The sequence below is a fragment of the Streptomyces sp. NPDC023527 genome (assembly GCF_055560115.1).
In genome coordinates, this window is the sequence record NZ_JBVHJJ010000004.1 from 67938 (window position 1) to 92315 (window position 24378).

The 24378-nt window shown below is 71.1% G+C and carries 23 protein-coding genes; 9 read left to right on the plus strand and 14 right to left on the minus strand.

Annotated elements, in window-relative coordinates; genetic code table 11:
- Positions 1 to 10 precede the first annotated feature (10 nt).
- Together gabT and ACZ303_RS09440 are read left to right on the plus strand one after the other, a co-directional pair.
- Positions 11 to 1360, plus strand: coding sequence for a 4-aminobutyrate--2-oxoglutarate transaminase (gene gabT / locus ACZ303_RS09435; protein WP_467336816.1), 1350 nt, complete (start codon positions 11 to 13; stop codon positions 1358 to 1360).
- 380 nt (positions 1361 to 1740) lie between these two features.
- Positions 1741 to 2394, plus strand: coding sequence for a phosphatase PAP2 family protein (locus ACZ303_RS09440; RefSeq protein ID WP_467336818.1), 654 nt, complete (start codon positions 1741 to 1743; stop codon positions 2392 to 2394).
- Here the strand turns inward: ACZ303_RS09440 and ACZ303_RS09445 are convergent.
- From ACZ303_RS09445 to ACZ303_RS09480, 8 genes are all read right to left on the minus strand, one after another.
- Positions 2309 to 2782, minus strand: a complete 474-nt coding sequence (locus ACZ303_RS09445; RefSeq protein WP_467336820.1) for a hypothetical protein — start codon at positions 2780 to 2782, stop codon at positions 2309 to 2311. The genes ACZ303_RS09440 and ACZ303_RS09445 overlap by 86 nt on opposite strands.
- 158 nt (positions 2783 to 2940) lie before the next feature.
- Positions 2941 to 4362 (minus strand): NAD(P)/FAD-dependent oxidoreductase, encoded by a 1422-nt coding sequence (locus ACZ303_RS09450; protein ID WP_467336822.1) that lies wholly within the window; start codon positions 4360 to 4362, stop codon positions 2941 to 2943.
- Positions 4363 to 4366: 4 nt separating this feature from the next.
- Entirely contained in the window at positions 4367 to 5164 is a 798-nt protein-coding gene (locus tag ACZ303_RS09455) for an ABC transporter permease (RefSeq protein WP_467336824.1), read from the minus strand.
- Positions 5164 to 6087: an ABC transporter permease gene (locus ACZ303_RS09460; RefSeq protein WP_467336826.1), complete on the minus strand. Its 924-nt coding sequence runs from the start codon at positions 6085 to 6087 to the stop codon at positions 5164 to 5166. Before ACZ303_RS09460 ends, ACZ303_RS09455 begins: the two co-directional genes overlap by 1 nt.
- The gene (locus ACZ303_RS09465) at positions 6087 to 7247 is read right to left on the minus strand and encodes an ABC transporter ATP-binding protein (protein WP_467336828.1); all 1161 of its coding nucleotides are present in this window, start codon (positions 7245 to 7247) and stop codon (positions 6087 to 6089) included. Before ACZ303_RS09465 ends, ACZ303_RS09460 begins: the two co-directional genes overlap by 1 nt.
- Before the next feature lie 105 nt (positions 7248 to 7352).
- The gene (locus tag ACZ303_RS09470) at positions 7353 to 8546 is read right to left on the minus strand and encodes a polyamine ABC transporter substrate-binding protein (protein ID WP_467336830.1); all 1194 of its coding nucleotides are present in this window, start codon (positions 8544 to 8546) and stop codon (positions 7353 to 7355) included.
- A 224-nt stretch (positions 8547 to 8770) separates the two neighbouring features.
- Positions 8771 to 10285, minus strand: coding sequence for a gamma-aminobutyraldehyde dehydrogenase (locus ACZ303_RS09475; RefSeq protein ID WP_467336832.1), 1515 nt, complete (start codon positions 10283 to 10285; stop codon positions 8771 to 8773).
- A 122-nt stretch (positions 10286 to 10407) separates the two neighbouring features.
- Complete coding sequence (locus ACZ303_RS09480; protein WP_467336834.1) at positions 10408 to 10863, minus strand: DUF4190 domain-containing protein; 456 nt, start codon at positions 10861 to 10863, stop codon at positions 10408 to 10410.
- Between the two features lie 103 nt (positions 10864 to 10966).
- On the opposite strand from ACZ303_RS09480, the gene ACZ303_RS09485 reads away from it, so the two are divergent.
- A complete protein-coding gene (locus ACZ303_RS09485; protein WP_467336836.1) occupies positions 10967 to 11575 on the plus strand; it encodes an NADAR family protein in 609 nt (202 codons plus the stop codon).
- Here the strand turns inward: ACZ303_RS09485 and ACZ303_RS09490 are convergent.
- The gene (locus ACZ303_RS09490; RefSeq protein ID WP_467336838.1) at positions 11527 to 12339 is read right to left on the minus strand and encodes a DUF4190 domain-containing protein; all 813 of its coding nucleotides are present in this window, start codon (positions 12337 to 12339) and stop codon (positions 11527 to 11529) included. The two genes, ACZ303_RS09485 and ACZ303_RS09490, sit on opposite strands and share 49 nt — an antisense overlap.
- A 105-nt stretch (positions 12340 to 12444) precedes the next feature.
- Here ACZ303_RS09490 and ACZ303_RS09495 point away from each other — a divergent pair, with 105 nt between their 5' ends.
- Together ACZ303_RS09495 and ACZ303_RS09500 are read left to right on the plus strand one after the other, a co-directional pair.
- Positions 12445 to 13467 carry an adenosine deaminase gene (locus ACZ303_RS09495; protein WP_467336840.1) on the plus strand — a complete coding sequence of 341 codons (1023 nt, stop codon included), beginning with the start codon at positions 12445 to 12447 and terminating at the stop codon, positions 13465 to 13467.
- A 132-nt stretch (positions 13468 to 13599) separates the two neighbouring features.
- Positions 13600 to 14322: a glycerophosphodiester phosphodiesterase gene (locus ACZ303_RS09500; RefSeq protein ID WP_467336842.1), complete on the plus strand. Its 723-nt coding sequence runs from the start codon at positions 13600 to 13602 to the stop codon at positions 14320 to 14322.
- 26 nt (positions 14323 to 14348) lie between these two features.
- Here the strand turns inward: ACZ303_RS09500 and ACZ303_RS09505 are convergent, their stop codons facing one another.
- Both ACZ303_RS09505 and ACZ303_RS09510 read right to left on the minus strand, forming a co-directional pair.
- Positions 14349 to 15437: a hypothetical protein gene (locus ACZ303_RS09505; protein WP_467336844.1), complete on the minus strand. Its 1089-nt coding sequence runs from the start codon at positions 15435 to 15437 to the stop codon at positions 14349 to 14351.
- A 262-nt stretch (positions 15438 to 15699) separates the two neighbouring features.
- Entirely contained in the window at positions 15700 to 16542 is an 843-nt protein-coding gene (locus ACZ303_RS09510) for a methyltransferase (RefSeq protein WP_467336846.1), read from the minus strand.
- Between the two features lie 100 nt (positions 16543 to 16642).
- Here ACZ303_RS09510 and ACZ303_RS09515 point away from each other — a divergent pair, with 100 nt between their 5' ends.
- Entirely contained in the window at positions 16643 to 17209 is a 567-nt protein-coding gene (locus ACZ303_RS09515) for a helix-turn-helix domain-containing protein (RefSeq protein WP_467336848.1), read from the plus strand.
- A gap of 45 nt (positions 17210 to 17254) precedes the next feature.
- On the opposite strand, the gene ACZ303_RS09520 is transcribed toward ACZ303_RS09515, so the two are convergent.
- Positions 17255 to 18442, minus strand: coding sequence for a polyamine ABC transporter substrate-binding protein (locus ACZ303_RS09520; RefSeq protein WP_467336850.1), 1188 nt, complete (start codon positions 18440 to 18442; stop codon positions 17255 to 17257).
- Between the two features lie 17 nt (positions 18443 to 18459).
- Entirely contained in the window at positions 18460 to 19977 is a 1518-nt protein-coding gene (locus ACZ303_RS09525; protein WP_467336852.1) for an MFS transporter, read from the minus strand.
- A 101-nt stretch (positions 19978 to 20078) separates the two neighbouring features.
- On the opposite strand from ACZ303_RS09525, the gene ACZ303_RS09530 reads away from it, so the two are divergent.
- Complete coding sequence (locus ACZ303_RS09530; RefSeq protein ID WP_467336854.1) at positions 20079 to 20753, plus strand: TetR/AcrR family transcriptional regulator; 675 nt, start codon at positions 20079 to 20081, stop codon at positions 20751 to 20753.
- A gap of 76 nt (positions 20754 to 20829) precedes the next feature.
- Here the strand turns inward: ACZ303_RS09530 and ACZ303_RS09535 are convergent, their stop codons facing one another.
- Positions 20830 to 22281, minus strand: a complete 1452-nt coding sequence (locus ACZ303_RS09535; RefSeq protein ID WP_467336856.1) for a gamma-aminobutyraldehyde dehydrogenase — start codon at positions 22279 to 22281, stop codon at positions 20830 to 20832.
- Between the two features lie 182 nt (positions 22282 to 22463).
- Between ACZ303_RS09535 and ACZ303_RS09540 the strand changes: the two genes are divergently transcribed.
- Together ACZ303_RS09540 and ACZ303_RS09545 are read left to right on the plus strand one after the other, a co-directional pair.
- Positions 22464 to 22952 (plus strand): Lrp/AsnC family transcriptional regulator, encoded by a 489-nt coding sequence (locus ACZ303_RS09540; protein WP_344093646.1) that lies wholly within the window; start codon positions 22464 to 22466, stop codon positions 22950 to 22952.
- Complete coding sequence (locus ACZ303_RS09545; RefSeq protein ID WP_467336860.1) at positions 22937 to 24316, plus strand: aspartate aminotransferase family protein; 1380 nt, start codon at positions 22937 to 22939, stop codon at positions 24314 to 24316. The genes ACZ303_RS09540 and ACZ303_RS09545 overlap by 16 nt, the downstream gene beginning before the upstream one ends.
- Positions 24317 to 24378: the final 62 nt, after the last annotated feature.

Here is a 24378-nt window from a genome sequence, read left to right on the forward strand (position 1 = left end):
GAGCCCACTCATGACCGAACTGACCGGAGGCCCGTCCCTCCCCCAGGAGCGCCGCGTCGTCACCGCGATCCCCGGCCCGAAGTCCCTTGAGCTTCAGGCCCGCCGGCTCCAGACCGTGGCCGGTGGCGTGGGTTCGGTGCTGCCGGTGTTCACCGTGCGCGCCGGCGGCGGTGTGATCGAGGACGTCGACGGCAACTCCCTCATCGACTTCGGCTCGGGCATCGCCGTGACGTCGGTGGGCTCCAGCGCGGAGGCCGTCGTGCGCCGCGCGGCCGCCCAGCTGGCCGACTTCACCCACACCTGTTTCATGGTCACCCCGTACGAGGGCTATGTGGAGGTCTGTGAGCAGCTCGCCGAGCTGACCCCGGGCGACCACGCCAAGAAGTCCGCGCTGTTCAACTCGGGCGCCGAGGCCGTCGAGAACGCGGTGAAGATCGCCCGCGCGCACACCAAGCGCCAGGCGGTCGTCGTCTTCGACCACGGCTACCACGGCCGGACGAACCTGACGATGGCGCTCACCGCCAAGAACATGCCGTACAAGCACGGCTTCGGCCCGTTCGCGCCCGAGGTCTACCGTGTGCCGGTGGCGTACGGCTACCGCTGGCCGACCGGCCCGGAGAACTGCGGCGCCGAGGCGTCGGCCCAGGCCATCGACCAGATCACCAAGCAGATCGGCGCGGAGAACGTCGCCGCGATCATCATCGAGCCGGTGCTCGGCGAGGGCGGCTTCATCGAGCCGGCCAAGGGCTTCCTCCCGGCGATCGCGCAGTTCGCCAAGGACAACGGCATCGTCTTCGTCGCGGACGAGATCCAGTCCGGCTTCTGCCGTACGGGCCAGTGGTTCGCGTGCGAGGACGAGGGCGTCGTCCCGGACCTGATCACGACGGCCAAGGGCATCGCGGGCGGCATGCCGCTCGCCGCGGTCACCGGCCGCGCGGAGATCATGGACGCCGCGCACGCGGGCGGCCTCGGCGGCACCTACGGCGGCAACCCCGTCGCGTGCGCGGCCGCGCTCGGCGCGATCGAGACCATGCGCGAGCTGGACCTCAACGCCAAGGCCAAGCACATCGAGGAGGTCATGAAGGGCCGCCTCGCCGCCATGCAGGAGAAGTTCGACATCATCGGCGACATCCGCGGCCGCGGCGCGATGATCGCGATCGAGCTGGTGGAGTCCGGCACCAAGACCCCGAACGCGGCGGCCGCCGGCGCGCTGGCGAAGGCCTGCCACGCGGAGGGCCTGATCGTCCTCACCTGCGGTACGTACGGCAATGTGCTGCGCTTCCTGCCGCCGCTGGTCATCGGCGACGACCTGCTGAACGAGGGCCTGGACATCCTTGAGGCCGAGTTCGCCCGGCTGTAACCGGTTCGCCCGTCCGTAACCGCCCGTAATGGCGGGTGCGCGGTGAAGAACCTGTGCGGGCCGGGTGGTGGACGGGTGAGCCGGCTGTCCGGCGCGCCCGACCTGCCGTACGGTTTCTGCAGATGAATGCAACACCCCGTCCGCAGGGGACTGCGGACACCGCCGCGCCGGTACATCCCCAGTTCCGGCCCGGTCGTGCCTTCGCGCACACCACTGGAGCCTCCGGCTCCGGACATCCTCACCGATCGGATGGCCGCCCGCCCCATACCCCCCGGGGCGCGCGGCACCCCGGTCCCCACGGCGGCCCCGGAACTTCCCCCCCTGTTCCGGGGCCGCCGGCTTGCCGTCGCGCGCCCCGCGGGCTCTTCCCGGCGCTGTGCGTGACGCTCCTCGCACTCCTCACCTGGCAGGTCGCCGCGCACGGACCGCTGCGCGCCCTCGACGAGCGGCTCGGCCGCGCGGTGGCGGGCTCGGCGTTCCCGGGCGGCCTCGCGCAGTTGCTCTCCGACCTCGGCAACGCGACCGTCGCGGTGCCCGTCCTGGCCGCCGCCGTGCTCGCCTCGGTGCTGCGCTCCCGCGCCCGCCGCCGCTGGCTGCCCGCGCTCGGCGCGGCGCTCGCGATGGCGGCCGTGCCCGCCCTGGTGGTCCCGCTCAAGTCCTGGATCGACCGGCCCGGGCCGCCCGCGATGACGGGCGCGCACGACGGCTTCTTCCCCTCGGGTCACACGGCCACCGCGGCGGTCGCCTACGGCGCGGCGGTGCTGCTCCTGCTGCTCCCCCGGTCGGGCGTGCCGCGCCGGCCGCTCGTGGGGATCGCGGCGGCCGGGTACGCGCTGCTCAACGTGGGTGTGGGCGTCGGGCTGGTCCGGCGGGGCTACCACTGGCCGCTGGACGTGCTGGGCGGCTGGTGCCTGTCCGGGGTGGTGCTGTGGGCCCTGGCGCTGGTGCTCACTCGCCCGGCGCCGGGCGGTTCTCCTGGGCGAGGGTCACGGCCGCCTCGTGCATCGACAGCTCCAGCGCCGCCGGGTCCGTGAGCGTGCCCCGGCCGTCGGGCGGCACGATCCAGCGCACCCCGGACGCCGGGCGGCCGGGATGCGGGACGACGATCCAGGTGCCTGGCCCGGCACCGCGGACGCCGGTGGCGAGCCAGCCGGCGGCGGTGCCCGGGGGCACGAAGAAGCCCATGCGGCTGTCGCCGAAGTCGGCGAGGACCGGCCCGATCCGGTCGGTGCAGCCGCAGAGGACCTCGAGGGTCGGATGGCCCAGACAGCTGGGAAGGATCAGCACGTCCCACACCCGCCCGGCGGGCAGGAGCGCCACCCCCAAGGGGTTGCGCTCCCACTCCCACCGGCAGGTGTGCGGGTCCGGCGCGGCCGAGGACAGCCACTCCACCGCGCTCCTGGTCCCCGCGTCGTCACTCATGCGCGTGCCTCCGATTCCGTGTCCGCTTGCTCAGCGTTCACGGATGAGAGGCCGCCAGGAGCGAATCATTACGCGGGTTTCGGGGGCACGAGGCTCTCATCGGGTCGCACGGGAGCGGCGGCGACGCACTCCGGCGCGTTCCCGTACGGGAGGACGTGTCAGCTGTCGAAGCCGAGGCCGACCTTGTCCATCGCCTTGAGCCAGAGGTTGCGGCGGCCGCCGTTCTCGTCGGCCCGGGTCATCGACCACTGGGTGATGCCGATGCCCAGGGAGCGCACCGGCTCCGGCGGGAACGGCAGCGGCTTGCTGCGGACCATCTCCAGCTCGGTGCGCTCGGTGCGTTCCCCGCCGAGCAGGTCGAGCATGACGTCCGCGCCGAAGCGGCTCGCGCCGACGCCGAGCCCGGTGTAGCCGAGCGCGTAGGCGACCCGCCCGCCGTGCGCGGTGCCGAAGAACGCCGAGAAGCGCGCGCAGGTGTCGATGGCGCCGCCCCAGTTGTGGGTGAAGCGGACCCCTTCGAGCTGGGGGAAGCAGCGGAAGAAGTGCTCGGCGAGCTTCCGGTACGTCGCCGGGTGGTGGTCGTACTCGGACCGGACGCCGCCCCCGTAGTGGTGGACGATGTCGTAGCCGCCCCACAGGATGCGGTGGTCGGGCGTGATCCGGAAGTAGTGGAAGTGGTTGGCGGCGTCGCCGAGCCCCTGCCGTCCCTTCCAGCCGATGGCGGCGCGCTGCTCGGCGGTGAGCGGCTCGGTCATCAGCGCGTAGTCGTAGACCGGGGCGATGTACGGGCGTACGCGCCTGACCAGTGAGGGGAAGGCGTTGGTGCCGAGCGCGGCGTGGCGGGCGAAGACCCGGCCGTAGGGCGTGCGGACGGCGACGCCGGGGCCGCGCGAGGACAGCTCGGTGCCCGGGGTGTGCTCGTGGATCCGCACACCGAGCTCCAGGCAGGCGCGCTTGAGGCCCCAGGCGAGCTTGGCGGGGTGCACCATGGCGACGCCCGTGCGGTCCCAGAGCCCGGCGAGGAAGGTCGGGGAGTCGACCTCGGCGCGCAGGGCGTCCCGGTCGAGGTACTCGTAGTCGGGCAGGCCGAGGGCCGCGACCTCCTCGGCGGCCTCCCGCAATTCGGTGACCTGGTGCGGGGCGGTGGCGATGTCGATCTCGCCGGTGCGCTCGAAGTCGCAGTCGATGCCGTAGCGGGCGACGGCGGCCTCGATCGCGTCGAGGTTGCGGCGGCCGAGCCGCTCCAGGGTGGTGAGCTCACCGGGCCAGCGGGAGAGGCCGTTGGCCCAGCCGTGGGTGAGGGACGAGGAGCAGAAGCCGCCGTTGCGGCCGGAGGCGGCCCAGCCGACCTCCTGGGCCTCGATGAGGACGACGTCACGGGCGGGGTCGCGCTCCTTGGCCAGGAGCGCGGTCCACAGGCCGGAGTAGCCGCCGCCGACGACGAGCAGATCGCAGTGCTCGTCGCCGACGAGGGCGGGGAGCGCCTCGGGCCGGGAGGGGTCGTCGAGCCAGTAGGGCCGGGGGGCGGCGTCGGAGAGTGAATGGATCGATTGGACAGGGTTCATGGCACGAGCGGCCATGTTCTCAGCTCCTTTTACGGCGTCTCCCGGCCAGCTGACCGACGAGGACGCACAGCACGGCGACGGCGAACATCGCCGTTCCGATGACATTGATTTGAACGGGTGTGCCCCGTTGTGCGGATCCCCAGACGAACATGGGGAAGGTCACAGTCGAGCCGGCGTTGAAGTTCGTGATGATGAAGTCGTCGAAGGACAGGGCGAAGGAGAGCAGCGCGCCGGCGGCGATGCCGGGCGCGGCGATGGGGAGCGTGACCCGCAGGAAGGTCTGCAGCGGGGTGGCGTAGAGGTCCTGGGCGGCCTGTTCCAGCCGGGGGTCCATGGACATCACCCGGGCCTTGACGGCCGTCACCACGAAGCTCAGGCAGAACATGATGTGGGCGATGAGGATGGTCCAGAAGCCGAAGGTGACGCCCATGTTGAGGAAGAGCGTGGCCAGCGACGCGGCCATGACGACCTCGGGCATGGCCATCGGCAGGAACAGCAGGGTGCTCACCGAGGAGCGGGCGCGGAAGCGGTAGCGGGCGAGCGCGAAGGCGATCATCGTGCCGAGGACGGTGGCCCCGATGGTGGCCCAGACGGCGATCTCCAGGCTGAGCGAGAGCGAGCCGCACAGGTCGGCGACGCCGCAGGGGTCGGTCCAGGCGTCGGTGGAGAAGCGCTGCCACTCGTAGTTGAAGCGGCCGTTGGGCTTGTTGAAGGAGAAGACGGTGACGACGACGTTGGGCAGGATCAGATAGGCGAGCGTCGCGAGGCCCGCGAACACCACGAGGTTGCGCCGCAGCCAGCGGGTCACAGTGGTCATCAGACGAGGTCCTCCGTCCCGGACTTGCGGATGTAGACGGTGACCATGGCGAGGATGGCCGCCATGAGGATGAAGGACAGGGCGGCGGCGGTGGGGTAGTCCAGGACGCGCAGGAACTGCGACTGGATGACGTTGCCGATCATCTTCTGGTCGGTGGAGCCGAGCAGCTCGGCGTTGATGTAGTCGCCGGTGGCGGGGATGAAGGTGAGCAGCGTGCCCGCGACGACGCCGGGCATGGACAGCGGGAAGGTCACCCTGCGGAAGGTGGTGAGGGGCCTGGCGTAGAGGTCTCCGGCCGCTTCGTGGAGCCTGGGGTCGATGCGTTCGAGCGAGGTGTAGAGCGGCAGGATCATGAAGGGCAGGAAGTTGTAGGTCAGGCCGCAGACGACGGCGAGCGGGGTGGCGAGGACGCGGTGCCCCTCGGTGACGCCGAGGGCGCCCGTGAGGTCGAGGACGTGCAGGCTGCCGAGGGCGGAGACGACGGGTCCGCCGTCGGAGAGGATCGTCTTCCAGGCCAGGGTGCGGATCAGGAAGCTGGTGAAGAACGGCGCTATGACCAGGATCATCAGCAGGTTGCGCCAGCGGCCGGCCTTGAAGGCGATGAGGTAGGCGAGCGGGTAGCCGAGGGCGAGGCAGAGCACGGTGGCGGTGGCGGCGTAGCCGACCGAGCGCAGGAACTGCGGGTAGTACTCGGTGAGGGCGTCCCAGTAGGTCGCGAAATGCCAGGTGACCTCGAAGCCCTCTTCGAGGGAGCCGGTCTGTACGGACGTGGACGCCTGGTAGACCAGCGGCGCGGCGAAGAAGACGAGCAGCCAGAGGATGCCGGGGAGCAGCAGCCAGTAGGGGACGAGCTTCTTGCGGCGGGCGGCCGCCGGGAGGGCGGCGGGGGGCTCGTCGGTGTCGGTCGTGGTGAGGATCGCCATCAGGTCCCCTCCCCCGCGTCCGTGCCCGCCTCGATGCTCTGCGCGGCGTCCAGGCCGAAGCTGTGGCCGGGGTTCCAGTGCAGGACGACCTCGGCGCCGGGGACCAGGCGGCCGTCGCGTTCGATGTTCTGCTCGTAGACGGACAGGCCGGAGGCGGCGGGGCTGTCGACGAGGTACTGGGTGGAGACGCCGATGAAGCTCGACTCCGTGATGCGGCCGCGGACGCGGTTGCGGCCCTCGGGGATGGTGCCGGCGTCGTCGGCGTGGGTCAGGGTGATCTTCTCCGGCCGTATGCCGACCAGGAGCTTCTCGCCCGTGCGGGCGGTGGCGGTACATCGCGCCGCGGGCAGCGCGAGTTTGGTATCCGCGGCGCGCAGGAGGATGTCGTCGCCGGAGGTGTCGAGGACGTCGGCGGTGATGAGGTTGGACGTGCCGAGGAAGTTGGCGACGAAGGTGGTGCGGGGGGTGTCGTAGAGGTCGGCGGGGTCGCCGAGCTGCTCGACCCGGCCGCCGTTCATGACCGCGACCGTGTCGGCCATCGTCATGGCCTCCTCCTGGTCGTGGGTGACATGGACGAAGGTGATGCCGACCTCGGTCTGGATGCGCTTGAGCTCCAGCTGCATCTGACGGCGCAGCTTGAGGTCGAGGGCGCCCAGCGGCTCGTCGAGGAGGAGCACCTGCGGGTGGTTGATCAGGGCGCGGGCGACGGCGACGCGCTGCTGCTGGCCGCCGGAGAGCTGGTGGGGCTTGCGGCGGGCGAAGTCGCCGAGCTGTACGAGGTCGAGCATGTCGCCGACCTGCTTCTTGACGGACTTCACACCGCGGCGGCGGAGGCCGAAGGCGACGTTCTCGTAGATGTCGAGGTGGGGGAAGAGCGCGTAGCTCTGGAAGACGGTGTTCACGGGCCGCTTGTACGGGGCGAGGCCGGTGACGTCCTTGCCCGCGAGCTCGACGGTGCCGGTGGTGGGGTCCTCCAGGCCGGCGATCATGCGCAGGGTGGTGGTCTTGCCGCAGCCGGAGGCGCCGAGGAGGGCGAAGAAGGAGCCCGCGGGGATGGCGAGGTCGAGGGGGTGCACGGCGGTGAAGGCGCCGTAGCGCTTGCTGATTCCGGCGAGGCGGACGTCCGTGCCGCTGCTGACGGTCGGGGCGGTAGCTGTCATGAGTGCAGGTCCAGAGTGTCGGGGGCGGAGCGCGTACGGCACGTACAGCCGCGTACGTTCTCATATGTCCGGGGGCGGGCGCCGCGCCGGTGACCCGTACGGCGGTCAGGCGCCGGTCAGCTCGGAGAATTTTGCCTCGAACGCCTGGTCCTCCGCGCCCGACAGGGAGCGGAAGGAGTGCGCCTTCGCCACCATCGCGTCACTGGGGATGATCAAGCTGTTGTCGGCGAGATCCTTGTCGATCTTCGCGAGCTCCTCGCGCAGGCCGGCGACGGGGCTGACGTAGTTGATGGCGGCGGCGAGCCGCGCGGCGACCTTGGGCTGGTAGTAGAAGTCGATGAGGCGTTCGGCGTTCTGCTTGTGCCGGGCGTTCTGGGGGACCAGGAGATTGTCGCTGGAGAGCATGTAGCCCGCGTCGGGGATCGCGTACTGGATGTCGGGGTTGTCGGCCTGGAGCTGGACGAGGTCGCCGGCCCAGGCGACGCAGGCGGCGATGTCGCCCTTGTTGAGGTCGCCGGTGTAGTCGTTGCCGGTGAAGCGGCGGATCTGCTTGCCGTCGACGGCCTTCTGCAGCCGCGCGATGGCGGCGGCGTAGTCGTCGGCGGTGACGTCCTCGGGCCGTTTGCCCATGTCGAGGAGGGTGAGTCCGACGGTGTCGCGCATCTCGGACAGCAGCCCGACGCGGCCCTTGAGGCGGGGGTCGTCGAGGAGCTGGGAGACGGAGTCGACCGTGCGGCCGCCGGTGGCCTTGCGGTTGTAGGCGATGACGGCGGGGATGCCGGTCCAGGGGTAGGAGTGGACGCGCCCGGGGTCCCAGTCGGGGCTGCGGAAGCCGGGGGCGAGATTGGCGAAGGCGTGGGGCATGCGGGCGGCGTCGAGCTTCTGCGCCCAGCCGAGGCCGATCATGCGGCCGGCCATCCAGTCGGTGACGCAGATCAGGTCGCGGCCGATGTCCTGTCCGGCGGCGAGCTGTTTGCTGACCTTGCCGAAGAATTCGACGTTGTCGTTGATGTCCTCGGTATAGGCGACCTTGATACCGGTCTGCCGCTGGAATTCATCGAGGGTGGGCCGGCTCTTGTTGTCCTCGCCGAGGTCGATGTATTCGGTCCAGTTGGAGAACGCGAGCGCCTTTTCGGTGGCGGAACGGTCCTCGGAGGCGCTCTCCCCGGCGGTACGGCGGGCGGGCGGGATGCCGCAGCCGGCGAGGGCTCCGAGGCCGCCGAGGGCGAGCGCGCCCGCTCCGCCGGCGCGTAGCAGGGCCCGGCGGGTCAGTGCCGCTCGTGGCTGGTACCGCTCCATGCGAGATGCCCTTTCCGTAGCTCCTACGGGCTTTGAGCGAGGATCCTGACAGAGAGAGGCTTGCTCAACAAGGGATTCCGTTGTTGCCTTTTGGTTACGCGACGAGACCCGAGGGGAGGGTTCATCTTCATGGGCATGACAACTTCTCGCCAGGGATGGGCGCGCTGGAAACCGGGCCGGGGGCAGGCCGAAGCCGCTCCCGCCCGGTCCGGGTCGATCAGGTGTCAGTCCGCCGCGAAGATCGTGCGATGCCACGCCTTCCGGGCGATCGCGGTGTTGTCGATCATGACGTGTTTGACCTGCGTGTATTCCTCGAAGGAATACGCCGACATGTCCTTTCCATAGCCGGATGCCTTGAATCCACCGTGCGGCATCTCGCTGATGATGGGAATGTGGTCGTTCACCCACACACAACCGGCCTTGATTTCCCGGGTGGCGCGGCCGGTGCGGTAGACATCGCGGCTCCACGCGGACGCCGCGAGCCCATAGGGCGTGTCATTGGCGAGCGCGATGCCCTCGTCGTCGCTGTCGAAGGGCAGCACGACGAGGACCGGCCCGAAGATCTCCGCCTGGACGATCTCGCTGTCCTGCGCCGCGCCGGTGACGAGCGTCGGCAGGTAGTACGCGCCCTTGGCCAGGTCCCCGTCCGGGGCCCGGCCGCCGGTGACGACGGTGGCGTACGAACGCGCCCGGTCGACGAAGCCGGCGACCCGGTCGCGCTGGGCGTGCGAGATGAGCGGGCCGAGGTCGGTGCGCGGATCGAAGGGGTCGCCCAGGCGCACGTCGGCCATCAGATCGGCGACTCCGGCGACGAACGCCTCGTACAGCGGCCGCTGTACGTACGCGCGCGTGGCGGCGGTGCAGTCCTGGCCGGTGTTGATGAGCGAGCCGGCGACCGCGCCGTGCACGGCGGCCTCCAGGTCGGCGTCGTCGAAGACGACGAAGGGGGCCTTGCCGCCGAGTTCGAGGTGCAGCCGCTTGACGGTGCCGGTGGCGATCTCGGCGACGCGCCTGCCGACGGGCGTGGAACCGGTGAAGGAGGTCATGGCGACGGACGGGTGGCCGACGAGGCGCTCCCCCGCGTCCTTGCCGGCGCCGCTGACCACGTTGACGACGCCGTCGGGGATCCCGGCCGCCGATGCCGCCTGGGCGAACATCAGCGAGGTCAGCGGCGTCAGCTCGGCGGGCTTGAGGACGATGGTGTTGCCGGCGGCGATCGCCGGGAGCACCTTCCAGGCGGCCATCTGGAGCGGGTAGTTCCAGGGGGCGATGGAGCCGACGACGCCGATGGGCTCGCGGCGGACGTACGAGGTGTGGTCCGCGCTGTACTCACCGGCGGACCGGCCCTCCAGGTGGCGGGCGGCGCCCGCGAAGAAGGCGGTGTTGTCGACCGTGCCCGGCACGTCGAAGCCGGTGGTGAGCCTGATCGGCTTGCCGCACTGCGCCGACTCGACGTGTGCGAGGTCCCCGGCCCGCTCGGCGAGCACGCCCGCGAAGCGGTGCAGCGCGTCGGAGCGCTCGCCGGGGGTGGCCCCCGCCCACTCGGGGAGGGCGTCTCGGGCCGCCGTGACGGCCGCGTCGACATCGGCGGCCCCGGCCAGTTCGTAGCCGAGCATCTCCTCGCCGGTGGCCGGGTCGACGACCGCGTGCGTACGGCCCGAGGTGCCGGCCCGGAGCCGGCCTCCGATGTACTGCGCGCCCTCGGCGAACCGCTCCGTCACGTCGAATCGCTGACCCATCGCACACTCCTCCGCCGATCGCGCTTCGGTGCCGATCCTGACAGAGGAGGCGGACAGCGACAAGTGATTCCGTCGCGGTGTTGTGGTACCGCAACGGATTCAGTGACGGAACGGCTGGGCGATCACATCCCGGCGATACCGATCATGCTCGCGAAGAGAGCGAACCAGAGGATGGGGAGGACCAGGGCCACGACGCCGAGGACCACACCCGTGGTGGCGGCGCTGCGGTTGGTCGCCTCACCCTTCGTCACCTTGGTGCGGCCGACGGCACCGAAGATGATGGAGAGGATGCCCAGGATGATCCCGATGACCCAGAGGAAGACCAGCAGGCTGCAGACCGCGCCGATGATTCCGCAGACCAGGCCCGCCGTGCCCATGCCGTTGCTGGGCTGCATCGGACCCGGGTAGCCGCCGGGGCCGCCGGGGTAGGGCTGGACCGGCGGAGCGGTCGGGTAGTTGTTCTGGGGCGCCGGGTAGGCGTTCTGGCTGGGGTAGCCGTAACCGGGCTGCTGCGGGGCCTGCGGCGGCTGTTGGGGCTGCTGCGGCGAGCTGTAGGGATTCTGCTGGTAATCGGACATTAAAGGATCTCCCCTCCGTTGAACTGCACCGGGCAATGCTATGGGGAAGGTTCACGTGGGTCAGCCCAGTTCCGGTGTCAGTGCCGGATGCCAGAATGACGACATGAAGATCAACGAGGAAACGCGTGCCGACGGACCGCGGTCGGTGGAGGAGCTGACGGCCGTCGTGGCCGGTGGCGAGCGCGTCAAGTATGTGTATTTCTGGGGACATCGGGCCCGTCCGGACGGCACGCTGGGGGCGAGCTGCTTCAGCCAGTGGTGGCCCTCGCCGTTCACGGTGGACGGGATCTCCTATGCCACGGCGGAGCACTGGATGATGGCGGGCAAGGCCCGGCTGTTCGGTGACGCGAAGGCGGAGGCCCGGGTCCTCGCGGCCGAGCACCCCAAGCAGGCCAAGGACGCGGGCCGGACAGTGCGCGGCTTCGACGACGAGACGTGGCGGCGGCACCGCTTCGAGCTGGTCGTCGAGGGCAGCGTCCACAAGTTCGGGCAGGACCCGGAGCTGACCGCCTATCTGCTCGGCACCGGGGAGCGGGTGCTGGTGGAGGCGAGCCCGCTCGACCGGATATGGGGCATAGGGCTGGCCGCCGACGACGAGCGGGCGCAGGACCCGGCGCGCTGGCGCGGGGAGAATCTGCTGGGCTTCGCGCTGATGGAGGCCCGTCAGCGGCTGGCGGCGCGGTCCACGAGCAGCACCGGCGCCGTCAGGTAGGCGCCGTAGGTCGCGCCGGGATCGTCCTCGGGGGTGGGTCCGTCGTCCCGGTCGTCGCTCATGCCGATGTAGACGAAGACCATCACGACGGCGAGGACCAGGGCCACACCGCCGAGGATCAGCCCCGTCAGGGCCTGTCCCCTGTTGGTGGCCTGGCCGTTGGTCACCTTGGACCGGCCTATCGCGCCGAAGACGATCGCGAGGATGCCGAGGATGACGCCGAAGACGACGGAGGGCGACAGGACGGTGCCGACGATGCCCAGCACGAGGGCGGCGATGCCCAGGCCGTTGCCGTCCGCGGGGCCGGCCCCGGGCATGCCCGGCATCCCCGGCCCGTAAGGGGTCGACGCCGGATAGCCGTAGGAGCCCGGCTCGTACGCCCCCGGACCGTACGGTGCGGGACCGCCGTAGGGCGCCTGGCCGTACGGGGCGCGGCTGTACGGGCCCTGGGCGTAGCCGGGCTGCCCGTACGGACCCTGGCCGTAGGGGCCGCCCTGGTAAGCGCTCGGGGTGCCCGGGCCGGTCGGCGCGGGCGGCACCGGCGGCACGGCGGCCGAAGCGGGCGCGAGTGCCTCGGTCGACCAGGGTGCGGCGGAGGGCGCGGGCGCCTGCGCGGGGTGGCTCGGCGCCGGGGGCCGGTCGGCGGTCCACTGCGCGGGCAGCGGCCGGGGGCCCGGCTTGTCGAGCGAAACCTGCCGCTCCGGCGGAGCCCAGGGGTCGCGGTCCTGCGGATCCGGCTGCGCGGCGGCGGCCTTGTCGGACATGGTCCTCCCCAGTCGTTACCCCGTCATGCTAAGGCCTGAGCACAGCCGCCGTACCCGCCCCGCATACGATGATCGTGCCGTCGACCGAGCCGCCTGGAGGCCCGCATGTCCGTTCTCGACTCGTTCATCGCCGGGCTCCCCAAAGCGGAGCTGCATGTCCATCACGTCGGGTCCGCCTCGCCTCGCATCGTCGCCGAGCTCGCCGCCCGGCACCCCGACTCGCCGGTGCCCACCGACCCCGAGGCGCTCGCCGACTTCTTCACCTTCCGCGACTTCGCCCACTTCATCGAGGTCTATCTCTCGGTGGTCGACCTGATCCGCGACGCGGAGGACGTGCGGCTGCTGACGTACGAGGTCGCCCGCGACATGGCCCGGCAGAACATCCGCTACGCCGAGCTGACGGTCACCCCCTTCAGCTCGACCCGGCGCGGCATCCCCGACGCGGCGTTCGTCGAGGCCATCGAGGACGCCCGCAAGGCGGCGGAAAGCGAGCTGGGGGTCGCGCTGCGCTGGTGCTTCGACATCCCCGGCGAGGCCGGGCTGGACGCCGCCGAGGAGACGACCCGGATCGCCTGTGACCTCAAGCCGGAGGGCCTGGTCTCCTTCGGGCTCGGCGGCCCCGAGATCGGCGTGCCCCGGCCGCAGTTCAAGCCCTACTTCGACCGGGCCATCGCCGCCGGGCTGCACAGCGTCCCGCACGCCGGCGAGACGACGGGCCCGCAGACGATCTGGGACGCCCTGACCGATCTGCGCGCCGAGCGCATCGGCCATGGCACGAGCGCCACCCGGGACCCGGAGCTGCTGGCCCACCTCGCCGAGCACCGCATCCCGCTGGAGGTCTGCCCGACCTCCAACCTCGCCACCCGGGCCGTGGTCGACCTGGACGAGCACCCCGTCAAGGAGATGGTCGCCGCGGGCGTGCTGGTCACCATCAACAGCGACGACCCGCCGATGTTCGGCACCGACCTCAACAAGGAGTACGGGGTCGCGGCCCGTCTGCTGGAGCTCGACGCGAAGGGCGTCGCCGAGCTCGCCAAGAACGCCGTCGAGGCGTCCTTCATGGACCCGGCCGGCAAGGCGGCGCTGCGCAGGGAGATCGACACCTACACCACCGCCTGGCGGGGCTGATCGCGGTGGGTGGCCGGCGCGGGCGGGTCCCCGGCGTGCCGGCGGCGGCCGGACGGGCGGGCGGGCGCGCCCGGTGCGGCCACCTGGCGGCCGGTGGCGGCGCGGCCGGACCGCCCCGGTCACAATGGCCCCATGGCCGACCCGACCGCCGCAGCCGCCGTTGCCCCCGCGTTCACCGCCGTCGCCCATCGCGGTGACCCGTACGTCCACCGCGAGAACACCCTTCCCTCGATCCGCTCGGCGCTGCGGGCGGGGGCCGGCGCGGTGGAGGTCGACGTCCGACTGACGCGCGACGGGGTGCCCGTACTGCTGCACGACGCGACGCTGGAGCGGCTGTGGGGGCACCGGCGGCTGCTGGATTCCCTGTCGGCCGCCGAACTGCGGGGGCTGACCGGCGGGGCGGTGCCGACGCTGCGCGAGGCGCTCGCGCTGGACGGGTTCGGGGCAAACGGCTCCGGGCCACGGCTGTTCATCGACCTGCCGGACGCCTCGGCCGTCGAGGCGGCCGTCGCCGAGGTCCACGCGAGCGGCGCGGCGGACCGGGTGTACTACTGCGGCGCCACCCCGTCGATGCTCGCCGTGCGCCGGGCCGACCCGGCCGCCGAGATCGCGCTCACCTGCACGACCCTCGTCCCTCCGCGCGCGTCGCTGCTGGCGGAGGTGCGCCCGCGCTGGCTCAACTACCGCTTCGGGCTGCTGAGCCCGGAGCTGGTGGCACACGACCACGCCCGCGGGCTGCTGGTCTCGGCGTGGACCGCGGACACGCGCTTCAGCATGCGGCGGCTGCTGGCGGCGGGCGTCGACGCGATCACCACGAACCGCGTCGGCGCCCTGCGGTCACTGCTGTCCGGCTGAGGCCGGGCCGGCCCCCGGCGGGGGCCTCAGTAGCTGAAGTCGGGGGTGTTGGCGGCGACGACGGGCTCCCAGGGGTTGGTGAGCAGGGCATCGGCCTCTATCGGCAGTCCGTTGGACCAGCCGTGGTCGGGGTCCCTGACCGAGAACTCCTTGGCCGTGAGGTAGTCCAGCCGCAGTGACGGCCAGATGTCCTCGTCGCGGTGCCCGCTCAGCCGTGGGGTGGCGTCGCTGACGACGTCCTTCTGCACGAGGACGCCGATCGGATAGGCGGCGGAGAAGGTGCCGTGGCCGGCGGGACAGCCCTCCGTGGGGGCGTTGTGCCAGCTGCTGCCGAGACGGCCGGGGTGGCCGATGCCGCCGTTCCCGATGGTGCGGGTGGCGGTGTCGCGTACGAACTCCATGGCCGCCCGGAGATCGGGCTCCAGGCCCCGGGCCACGAGCGAATGGGCGTAGTGGCCGGGGGCGTTGACCGATATCACCAGGCCGCCGGGGATCCGGTGGTCGTGGTTACGGCGCTGGTGGGCTCCGGTGTAGAAGAGCTGGGCACTGGCCTTGAAGAGGACCAGGGACCCGTCGGCCTGGTGCAGCGGCAGCGCTTCGGCGTACACGGTGTCGAACTCGACCGGGGCCCACTCGGAGAGATAGATGTCGGCCAGGCCGCGGCACAGCTCGGCGAATTCGGGGCCGGGCAGCGCGCGGGCGAGCCTTTCGTCGTTGAAGACGATCAGGAAGGCGCTGCTCTGACCGGTGACCGCGCGCCGTTTCCAGGCGGCGCGCGCGGTCCAGATCCTGGCGGCGAGGTGTTCTCGGCCGCGGTCGAGGTCCTCGGCGAGGAGCCAGCAGATGTCGATGCCGAGGCCCTTCGAGGCGGCCGCGTCCGTCCAGGCCCGGGCCGCGAGCCGGCCGAAGAGGCAGGGCTGTGAGTCCCGCAGCCAGGCGAGCAGGGCCGCTTCCCGTTCCTCCCGCCTCGCGCCCGGCGCCAGCATCACCTCGTGCGCCGCGTCGATGTCCGGCCCGAATCCGGCCCCTCCGGCGGCCTGCGGGAGAGCGTCCAGCGCCTCCGCGAGGGTGGGCCGTGCGGGCAGGTGAGACTTGTTGCCGTCCAGTGCGATCACTCCCCCGTACGTGCCTGCGCGCCGATGACTCGTCGGCGACGGCGCCAGTCTGACGATTCACAAGATCACCGGTCAAGTTCTCGACTTGCGACGGAATCCGCAGTACGGGGAGGGCGGAGGCACGGATTCAGGCTGCTTCAACGCCCCTTTGGCAACGCCCCCTTGAGAGGAAGCGGCCGGGCGTCGGGCCGGTGCGCGGCGTCGGAGCCGGTGCTGCCCCGCGCGACGCGCGTCAGCCTTCGGAGCGTCAGCCCTCGGAGCGTCAGCCTTCGGCGCGGCGGCCGAAGTGGACGGTCTTCGCGGTCAGCAGGAACAGGTCCGCGCGCCGGTCGACACCCGCCGGGTCGGCCGGGTCGAGGAGCCGGTCGAGCGTGGTCATGTCCTCGGCGTCCAGGGACTCGCCGAGCGTCGTGCGGCCGCGTTCCAGCGACCGTCGCACCGCCTGCCGCGGCCCCTCGGCCAGGGGGGCGGGGTGGTCCACGAGGAAGGTCCTGCTCCGCACTTCGGTGAGACCGGCGGCGCGCAGCATGCCGGGCCAGTCCTCGACCAGCGCCACCGATCCGGGCAGCTCGGCCCGCATCCGGTTGAACCGGTCCGCCATCGCGGCGTCCAGCCGGTCCTGCAGGCCCGGCCGCCCGAAGCCCAGGTCACGGGGGAGCCAGCGGGGCGGCAGACCACCCTCGACGATGGCCAGCACGCCGCCGGGCTCCAGCAGTCCGGCGAGCCGGTTCAGCGCGCCCTGCTGGTCGCCGACGTGGTGGACGACCTGGCCCGACCACACCAGGTCCGCCGGCTCCAGATCGGCGAGCCCCTCGGGGAACTCGGCCCGCCGGGTCCGCAACCGCACGCCGAGCCGCTCGGCCCGTTCCTCGGCGCGGGCCAGCAGCTCCGGCGACCCGTCCACCGCCGTGACCTCGGCCCGCGGGAACTCCGACGCCAGTCGGCAGGCCGCGACACCCGGGCCGCTGCCGATGTCCAGGATCCGCCGGGGCGCCAGGTCCGGCAGCTGTCGCAGTTCCTCGAGGGCCTGGCGCACATAGGGGCTGTGCGTCTCGCCCTCGATCTCCAGCAGGTCGGCCATCGCGGCCCAGTCGAAGTCGTTCATGACGCCTCTCCAGTCGCTCGCTCTTCTCGGTGCTGACGCCGACCCTGCGCCCGGCCCGGGTCGATTGACAAACCTTGTTGCCGTTTCTGCAATAGAGGGCATGGAAGACGTACTCGCCGCGGTGGGACCGAGGCTCAAACACCTCCGCCGGGAGCGCCAGTGCACCCTCTCGGCGCTGTCCCAGATCACCGGGATCTCGGTCAGCACGCTGTCCCGGCTGGAGTCCGGGCAGCGGAAGCCGAGCCTGGAGCTGCTGTTGCCGATCGCCCACGCGCATCAGGTGCCTCTGGACGAGCTGGTGGGCGCACCGCCGGTCGGTGACCCGAGGGTGCGGCTGAAGCCGGTGGAGCGCGGGGATTCCACCGTGGTGCCGCTGACCCAGCAGCCCGGCGGACTCCAGGCGTTCAAGATGGTCATCGGCGCCACCCGCAGCACGCCCGACCTCCGTACGCACGAGGGTTACGAGTGGCTGTACGTGCTCGGCGGAAGGCTGCGGCTGGTGCTCGCAGAGCACGACATCGTGCTCAAGGTGGGGGAAGCCGCGGAGTTCGACACCCGGGTGCCGCACTGGTTCGGCAGCACGGGTGAGGCGCCGGTGGAGATTCTCAGCCTCTTCGGTTCCCAGGGCGAGCGCATGCACGTCCGCGCCAAGCCGCGCGGCGCCTAGGGCTCCGGCCACGGAAGGCGGGGCCGCGCGGCGCCCCCCTCGGGTTCAGAGCCCGACGATCGCGTTCCACTCCTTCGCGAAGCCCGGCCGCTCCCTGGAGGTCATGTCGCGGGCGGTGGCCAGCCGCTTGCGCATGTCGTCGCTGGGGAAGATCAGGGGGTTCTCGGCGAGCTCGGCGAGCTCCTTGTCCTTGGCCGAGGCGAGGACGTCACGCGCGGCCGGAACGGGACAGACGTAGTTGACGGAGGCCGCGAGCCGCGCGGCGACCTCGGGCTGGTAGTAGTGGTCGATGAGCGCTTCGGCGTTGCGCTTGTGGCGGGCGAGGTTGGGGATCATCAGGCTCTCCGCCCACAGCTCAGCCCCCTCCTCCGGGACGACGAACTCGATGTCGGGGTTGTCGGCCTGGAGCTGGATGACGTCACCGGAATACGCCTGACAGGCCAGGACATCGCCGGAGGAGAGGTCCTTGATGTAGTCGTTGCCGGTGAAGCGTCGGATGTGGCGGTCGCGGACCAGGCGGCGCAGCTGGTCGGTCATGGTGTGGAAGTCGTCGGCGGTCCAGCGGGTGACATCGGCGCCGTTGCCCTGCATGAGCATCGAGAACGCCTCGTCAAGCCCGGCCAGCAGGGTGACCCGCCCCCGCAGATCGGCCTTCCACAGCTCGGAGGTGTGCCGGATCTCGCGGCCGAGCTTCTTGCGGTTGTAGGCGATGCCGGTGATGCCGGACTGCCAGGGGACGGCGTGCCGGCGGCCGGGGTCGAAGGGGGGCTTGCGCAGCAGCGGGTCGAGGTGGCGGCTGACGTTCGGCTGCCGGGAACGGTCCATCTCCTGGACCCAGCCGAGGTGGACGTAGCGGGCGCACATCCAGTCGCTGACGACGACGAGATCCCGGCCGGTGTCCTGATGGTTCATCAGCGCGGGGCTGATCTTCCCGAAGAACTCGTCGTTGTCGTTGATCTCCTCGGTGTACTTCACCGAGATCCCGCTGCCCTTCTCGAAGTCCTCCAGCGTGGGCCGCCGCCGGGGGTCGTCGTCATCGGTGTCGATGTAGAGGGGCCAGTTGGCGAAGACGAGCCGCTTGTCGCTGCCGGACCGGTCCGCCGCGGACCGGTCGCCCGGCTCGACGTACGCGGCGGGCACCCCGCACCCGGTGAGTGCGGCGACCCCCGCGCCGGCACCCAGCGCGCGCAGCAAGGACCGGCGGGACAGGCTCTTCACGGGGCTCACTCGCATTCCGGCAGCATGGCTGGTCAGGACTTCGCGGACAATGTACGGCCTGTCCGGGAGCCGGCCGCACCCCCCGACACCGTGACGGGCCGGGCCACCGGGGCGAGCAGCGCGTGGACGGCGACCGCACCCAGGGCGCACAGGGCGGCGACCGACCACAGGACGATGTGCCAGGCGTCGGTGAACTGTGCCGCGTGCAGCGCCCTTCCGGGCCCGGAGAGGTCGCCGGCGGCTATCCGCCCGGCCAGCTCGGCCGAACCGGCCCGAGCCTGGATCAAGCTGGTCAGCACCGCGCCGATCACGGCCAGCACCAGGGCGTTGGCGCCGCCCTTGACGGTGTTGAGGAATCCGGCCGCCATGCCGACCCGGGCGGGCTCCACCAGGCTCATCGCCTGGGCATCGATGATACCGGCGATCAGGCCGTTGCCCATGCCTATGGCGAGCAGGGGGCCGAGCAGGGCGAGGGACGAGATGCCCGGGTGGAGGACGGTGAGCCAGGCGTTGCCGCCCGCGAGGAGCGCGAGGGCCGACGCCGCGAGATACCGCGCGGGGACGCCCCGGTTGACCAGCCGCCCGCCGGCCGCGGGCAGGAAGAGCACGGGGGCGGTCAGCATCAGCATGCTCAGCCCCGCGTCCCGGGCCGAGAGGCCGTTGACACCCTGGAGGTAGGTCGGCAGGAAGACCAGCACACCGGAGGAGCCCACGGGCACGGCGAGCGCGGCCAGGCACCAGCCCATGAAGCGGCGGTCGCGGACCAGCGTCAGGTCGAGCACGGGGTGGTCGCTGCGCCGCTCGACGGCCACGAACACCACCAGCAGCAGGAGCCCGGCGCCGACCGGCCCGAGGACCCGCGGGCTGCCCCAGCCGGCCTGCGCGCCCTGGGTGATGCCGAACATCAGCAGGGCGAGACCACCGATGAAGCTCGCCACACCCGGCCGGTCGACCTTCGGCCGGCGCTCCGCCCGGGACTCGCCGACGAAGGGGACCCCTATGAGGATGACGAGCCCCGCAGCGGCGAAGAGCCCGAAGGTGACCCGCCAGCCGAGGCCGCCGACCATCCAGCCGGACAGCGTCGGGCCGATCGCGAGGCCGATGCCCGAGATGGTGCCCATGGCGGCGAAGGCGCGGGTCCGGGCCGTTCCCTGGAAGGTGGCGGCGAGGATCGCGCCACCGCCGGCCATCACTCCGGCCGCACCGGCGCCGGAGAGCGTGCGGGCCACGTCGAGGAGGACGATATTGCCCGCGGTGGCACTGCCCAGGGCCCCGGCCGTATAGACGACGGCACCTAGGGAGAAGATGCGGCGACGGCCGAAGAGATCGGCGAGCGAGCCGGAGACGAGCATGAACGAGGAGGCCGTCAGGAAATAGCCGGTCACGACCCACTGGAGGGAGGCGCCGGAGGCGTGGAGGTCCTCGCCGATGCGCGGGATCGCGACGGTCGTGCCGGACATGGACATGGGCAGCGTGAGGAAACCCAGCAGGACCACGAGCACCGTCATGACGGAGCTGGGCCGCCGGGTCCGCGGGGACTCGGAAGGCATGTAGGTAAACTACACCGTGCAGTGCAATAGGTAAACCGAACAGTGCAATTTTTCGCGAGGTCCGGCCCCGAGCCCGTTTCGCGAGTGGGAAAGGAGCGGCGATGCCCGCAGCACAGGAGCCGGCGGCCGGACGCCCCCGCCGCGGCATGGCGGAGAAGCGCCAGGCCATCACCCGGGCGGCTCGTACGGTGTTCGCGCGCGACGGCTTCAGCCGGGCGAGCGTGGACGCGATCGCCGCCGAGGCCGGGGTGTCGAAGCGCACGATCTACAACCACTTCGAGGACAAGGAGGAGCTGTTCCGCTCCGTCCTCATCGAGAGCGCCGGCTCCGTCACCAGCTGGCACCGGGCGCTGGTGGAGCGCCACCTGGGCAGGATCACCGACCTGGAGCGGGACCTGACCGCGTTCGCCTTCGACTGGGCCTCGCCGCCGCCGGAGTTCACCGACCACTTCGCGCTCGTACGCCAGATCCACGCGGAAGCCGCCCACCTGGAGCCGGACGTGATCGAGGCCTGGCAGGAGGCGGGGCCCCGGCCGTCGTTCCGGCAACTGGCCCACCGGCTGGGAGAGATGGCCGAGGAAGGGCTCCTCGACCTCGACGACGCGGACGTGGCGGCACGCCACTTCGCGCTGCTGGCCGTCTCCGACGTGAGCCAGGGCTCGCTCTTCGGCGCCGTCAAGATGCCCGCCCCCGAGGTCGACGCCATCGTCAGCGCGGGCGTCCACGCCTTCCTGCGGCTCTACGGACCGCACGGCACCGCCCGCCCCGGCGCCTGACCGGCTCGGTGCCCGGGAACACGGCGGCGGCCCCACCGGAAGTCCGGTGGGGCCGCCGCCGTGGCTCTGCCGCCGATCAGCCCAGCGAGGTCATCACGTGCTTGACGCGCGTGTAGTCCTCGAAGCCGTACGCCGAGAGGTCCTTGCCGTATCCGGACTTCTTGAACCCGCCGTGGGGCATCTCCGCGACCAGCGGGATGTGGGTGTTGATCCACACGCACCCGAAGTCCAGCCGCTTGGACATCCGCATGGCGCGGCCGTGGTCCTTGGTCCACACCGACGAGGCCAGCGCCAGCTCGACGCCGTTGGCGTAGCTGACGGCCTGCTCCTCGTCCGTGAAGGGCTGGACGGTGATCACGGGGCCGAAGACCTCCCGCTGGACGATCTCGTCGTCCTGCTTGAGCCCGGAGATGACGGTCGGGGCGTAGAAGTAGCCCTTGTCGCCGACCTGGTGGCCGCCGGCCTCGACCTTGGCGTGGGCGGGCAGCCGCTCGATGAAGCCGGCCACGTGCTGGAGCTGGTTGGCGTTGTTCAGCGGCCCGTACAGCACGTCCTCGTCGTCCGGCTGACCGGTCTTCGTGTCCGCCGCGGCCTTGGCGAGCGCGGTCACGAACTCGTCGTGGATCGACTCGTGGACGAGCACGCGGGTCGCGGCCGTACAGTCCTGGCCGGCGTTGAAGTAGCCGGCGACCGAGATGTCCTCGACGGCCTTGGCGATGTCGGCGTCCTCGAAGACGACGACGGGCGCCTTGCCGCCGAGCTCCAGGTGGACGCGCTTGATGTCCTTGGAGGCGGACTCCGCGACCTGCATGCCCGCCCGGACGGAGCCGGTGATCGAGGCCATGGCGGGCACCGGGTGCTCCACCATCAGGCGGCCCGTCTCACGGTCGCCGCAGATGACGTTGAAGACGCCCTTGGGGTGGCCCAGCCCCTCCAGCACCCCGCCGATGATCTCGGCGATCAGGACCGTCGAGGCGGGCGTGGTGTCCGAGGGCTTGAGGACGACGGTGTTGCCCGCGGCGAGCGCCGGGGCGAACTTCCACACCGCCATCATCATCGGGTAGTTCCACGGCGCGACCTGCGCGCAGACGCCGATCGGCTCGCGCCGGATGATGGAGGTCATGCCCTCCATGTACTCGCCGGCGGAGCGGCCCTCCAGCAGGCGGGCGGCGCCGGCGAAGAAGCGGATCTGGTCCACCATCGGCGGGATCTCTTCGCTGCGGGTGAGCCCCAGCGGCTTGCCGGTGTTCTCGGACTCCGCGGCGATCAGCTCCTCGGCCCGCTCCTCGAAGGCGTCGGCGATCTTGAGGAGGACCTTCTGGCGGTCGCCGGGGACGAGGTCGCGCCAGGCCGGGAAGGCGGCCTCGGCCGCGGCCATGGCCGCGTCGACATCGGCGGGGCCGGACAGCGCGGCGGTGGCGTAGGCCTCGCCGGTGGCCGGATTGACCACCTCGGTGGTCCGCCCGTCGGCGGCGTCCCGGAACTCTCCGTCGATGTAGTTGCGAAAACGACGCAGCTCGGTGGTCACTGTTTTGCCACCCCTTCTGTCAGCTGTCCGGTGGGTGAGACACCCAGCCTAGTCACTAGGGCGACGCTTTCGACATACCCATCAGCCATGAACAACGGAATCAGTTATTCCGAGCACCCTTCGCAACGAATTTCATCGCTTCAGGCTTGCTTCACGGCCGAGTCCCATGCACAGTGGACTTCGTGGCCACTCGTAGCGCAGACCCGAAGAGCGTGCACGGCACGCCGCCGATCGACGCCGTCTCCCTGGCGATCATCGAACAACTCCAGGAGGACGGCCGCCGCCCGTACGCGGCGATCGGCAAGGCCGTGGGGCTGTCCGAGGCGGCCGTCCGGCAGCGGGTGCAGAAACTGCAGGACCAGGGCGTGATGCAGATCGTCGCCGTCACCGACCCGCTCACCGTCGGATTCCGGCGGCAGGCGATGGTCGGCGTCAACGTCGAGGGTGACCTCGACCCGGTCGCCGACGCCCTGACCGCGATGGACGAGGTGGAGTACGTCGTGGTGACGGCCGGCTCCTTCGATCTCCTCATCGAGATCGTCTGCGAGGACGACGACCATCTCCTCGCGACGATCAACAAGCGCATCCGGACCCTCCCCGGCGTGCGTTCTACCGAAAGCTTCGTCTACCTCAAGCTCCGCAAGCAGACCTACACATGGGGAACCCGATAGCCGTGAGCAAGGACCTCTCCCAGACGGCGTACGACCACCTGTGGATGCATTTCACCCGCATGTCGTCGTACGAGAACGCGCCCGTGCCGACCATTGTGCGCGGCGAGGGCACCTACATCTTCGACGACAAGGGCAAGCGCTACCTCGACGGTCTCGCCGGCCTGTTCGTCGTCCAGGCCGGCCACGGCCGCGCCGAGCTGGCCGAGGCCGCCAACAAGCAGGCGCAGGAGCTGGCCTTCTTCCCGGTGTGGAGCTACGCCCACCCCAAGGCGATCGAGCTTGCCGAGCGGCTGGCGAACTACGCCCCGGGCGATCTCAACAAGGTCTTCTTCACCACCGGCGGCGGCGAGGCCGTCGAGACCGCGTGGAAGCTGGCCAAGCAGTACCACAAGCTGACCGGCAACCACACGAAGTACAAGGTCATATCCCGGGCCGTCGCCTATCACGGCACCCCGCAGGGCGCCCTGTCGATCACCGGTCTGCCCGCCCTCAAGGCCCCCTTCGAGCCTCTGGTCCCGGGCGCGCACAAGGTGCCCAACACCAACATCTACCGCGCGCCGATCCATGGCGACGACCCTGAGGCGTTCGGCCGCTGGGCCGCCGACCAGATCGAGCAGGAGATCCTCTTCGAGGGCCCCGACACGGTCGCCGCCGTCTTCCTGGAGCCCGTGCAGAACGCGGGCGGCTGCTTCCCGCCGCCGCCCGGCTACTTCCAGCGGGTCCGCGAGATCTGCGACAAGTACGGCGTCCTGCTCGTCTCGGACGAGGTCATCTGCGCCTTCGGCCGCCTCGGCACGATGTTCGCCTGCGACAAGTTCGGCTACATCCCGGACATCATCACCTGCGCCAAGGGCATGACCTCCGGTTACTCCCCCATCGGCGCGGCGATCATCTCCGACCGGATCGCCGAGCCGTTCTTCAAGGGCGACGCCACGTTCCTGCACGGCTACACCTTCGGTGGCCACCCGGTCTCCGCTGCGGTCGCGCTGGCCAACCTCGACATCTTCGAGCGCGAGGGCCTCAACCAGCACGTGCTGGACAACGAGTCGGCGTTCCTGTCGACCCTGTCCAAGCTGCACGACCTGCCGATCGTCGGAGACGTGCGCGGCAACGGCTTCTTCTACGGCATCGAGCTGGTGAAGGACAAGGCCACCAAGGAGTCCTTCACACCCGAGGAGTGCGAGCGGCTGCTCTACGGCTTCGTGTCGAAGAAGCTGTTCGAGAACGGGCTGTACTGCCGGGCCGACGACCGCGGTGACCCGGTCATCCAGCTGTCGCCGCCGCTGATCTCCGACCAGTCGACGTTCGACGAGATCGAGCAGATCGTCCGCGGTGTCCTCACGGAGGCCTGGACCAAGATCTAGCCGCCTCGGACGGGCCCCACTCCCCCGGCCTGTCCCCTCCGCCGTGGCCCGCGCGACCCCCC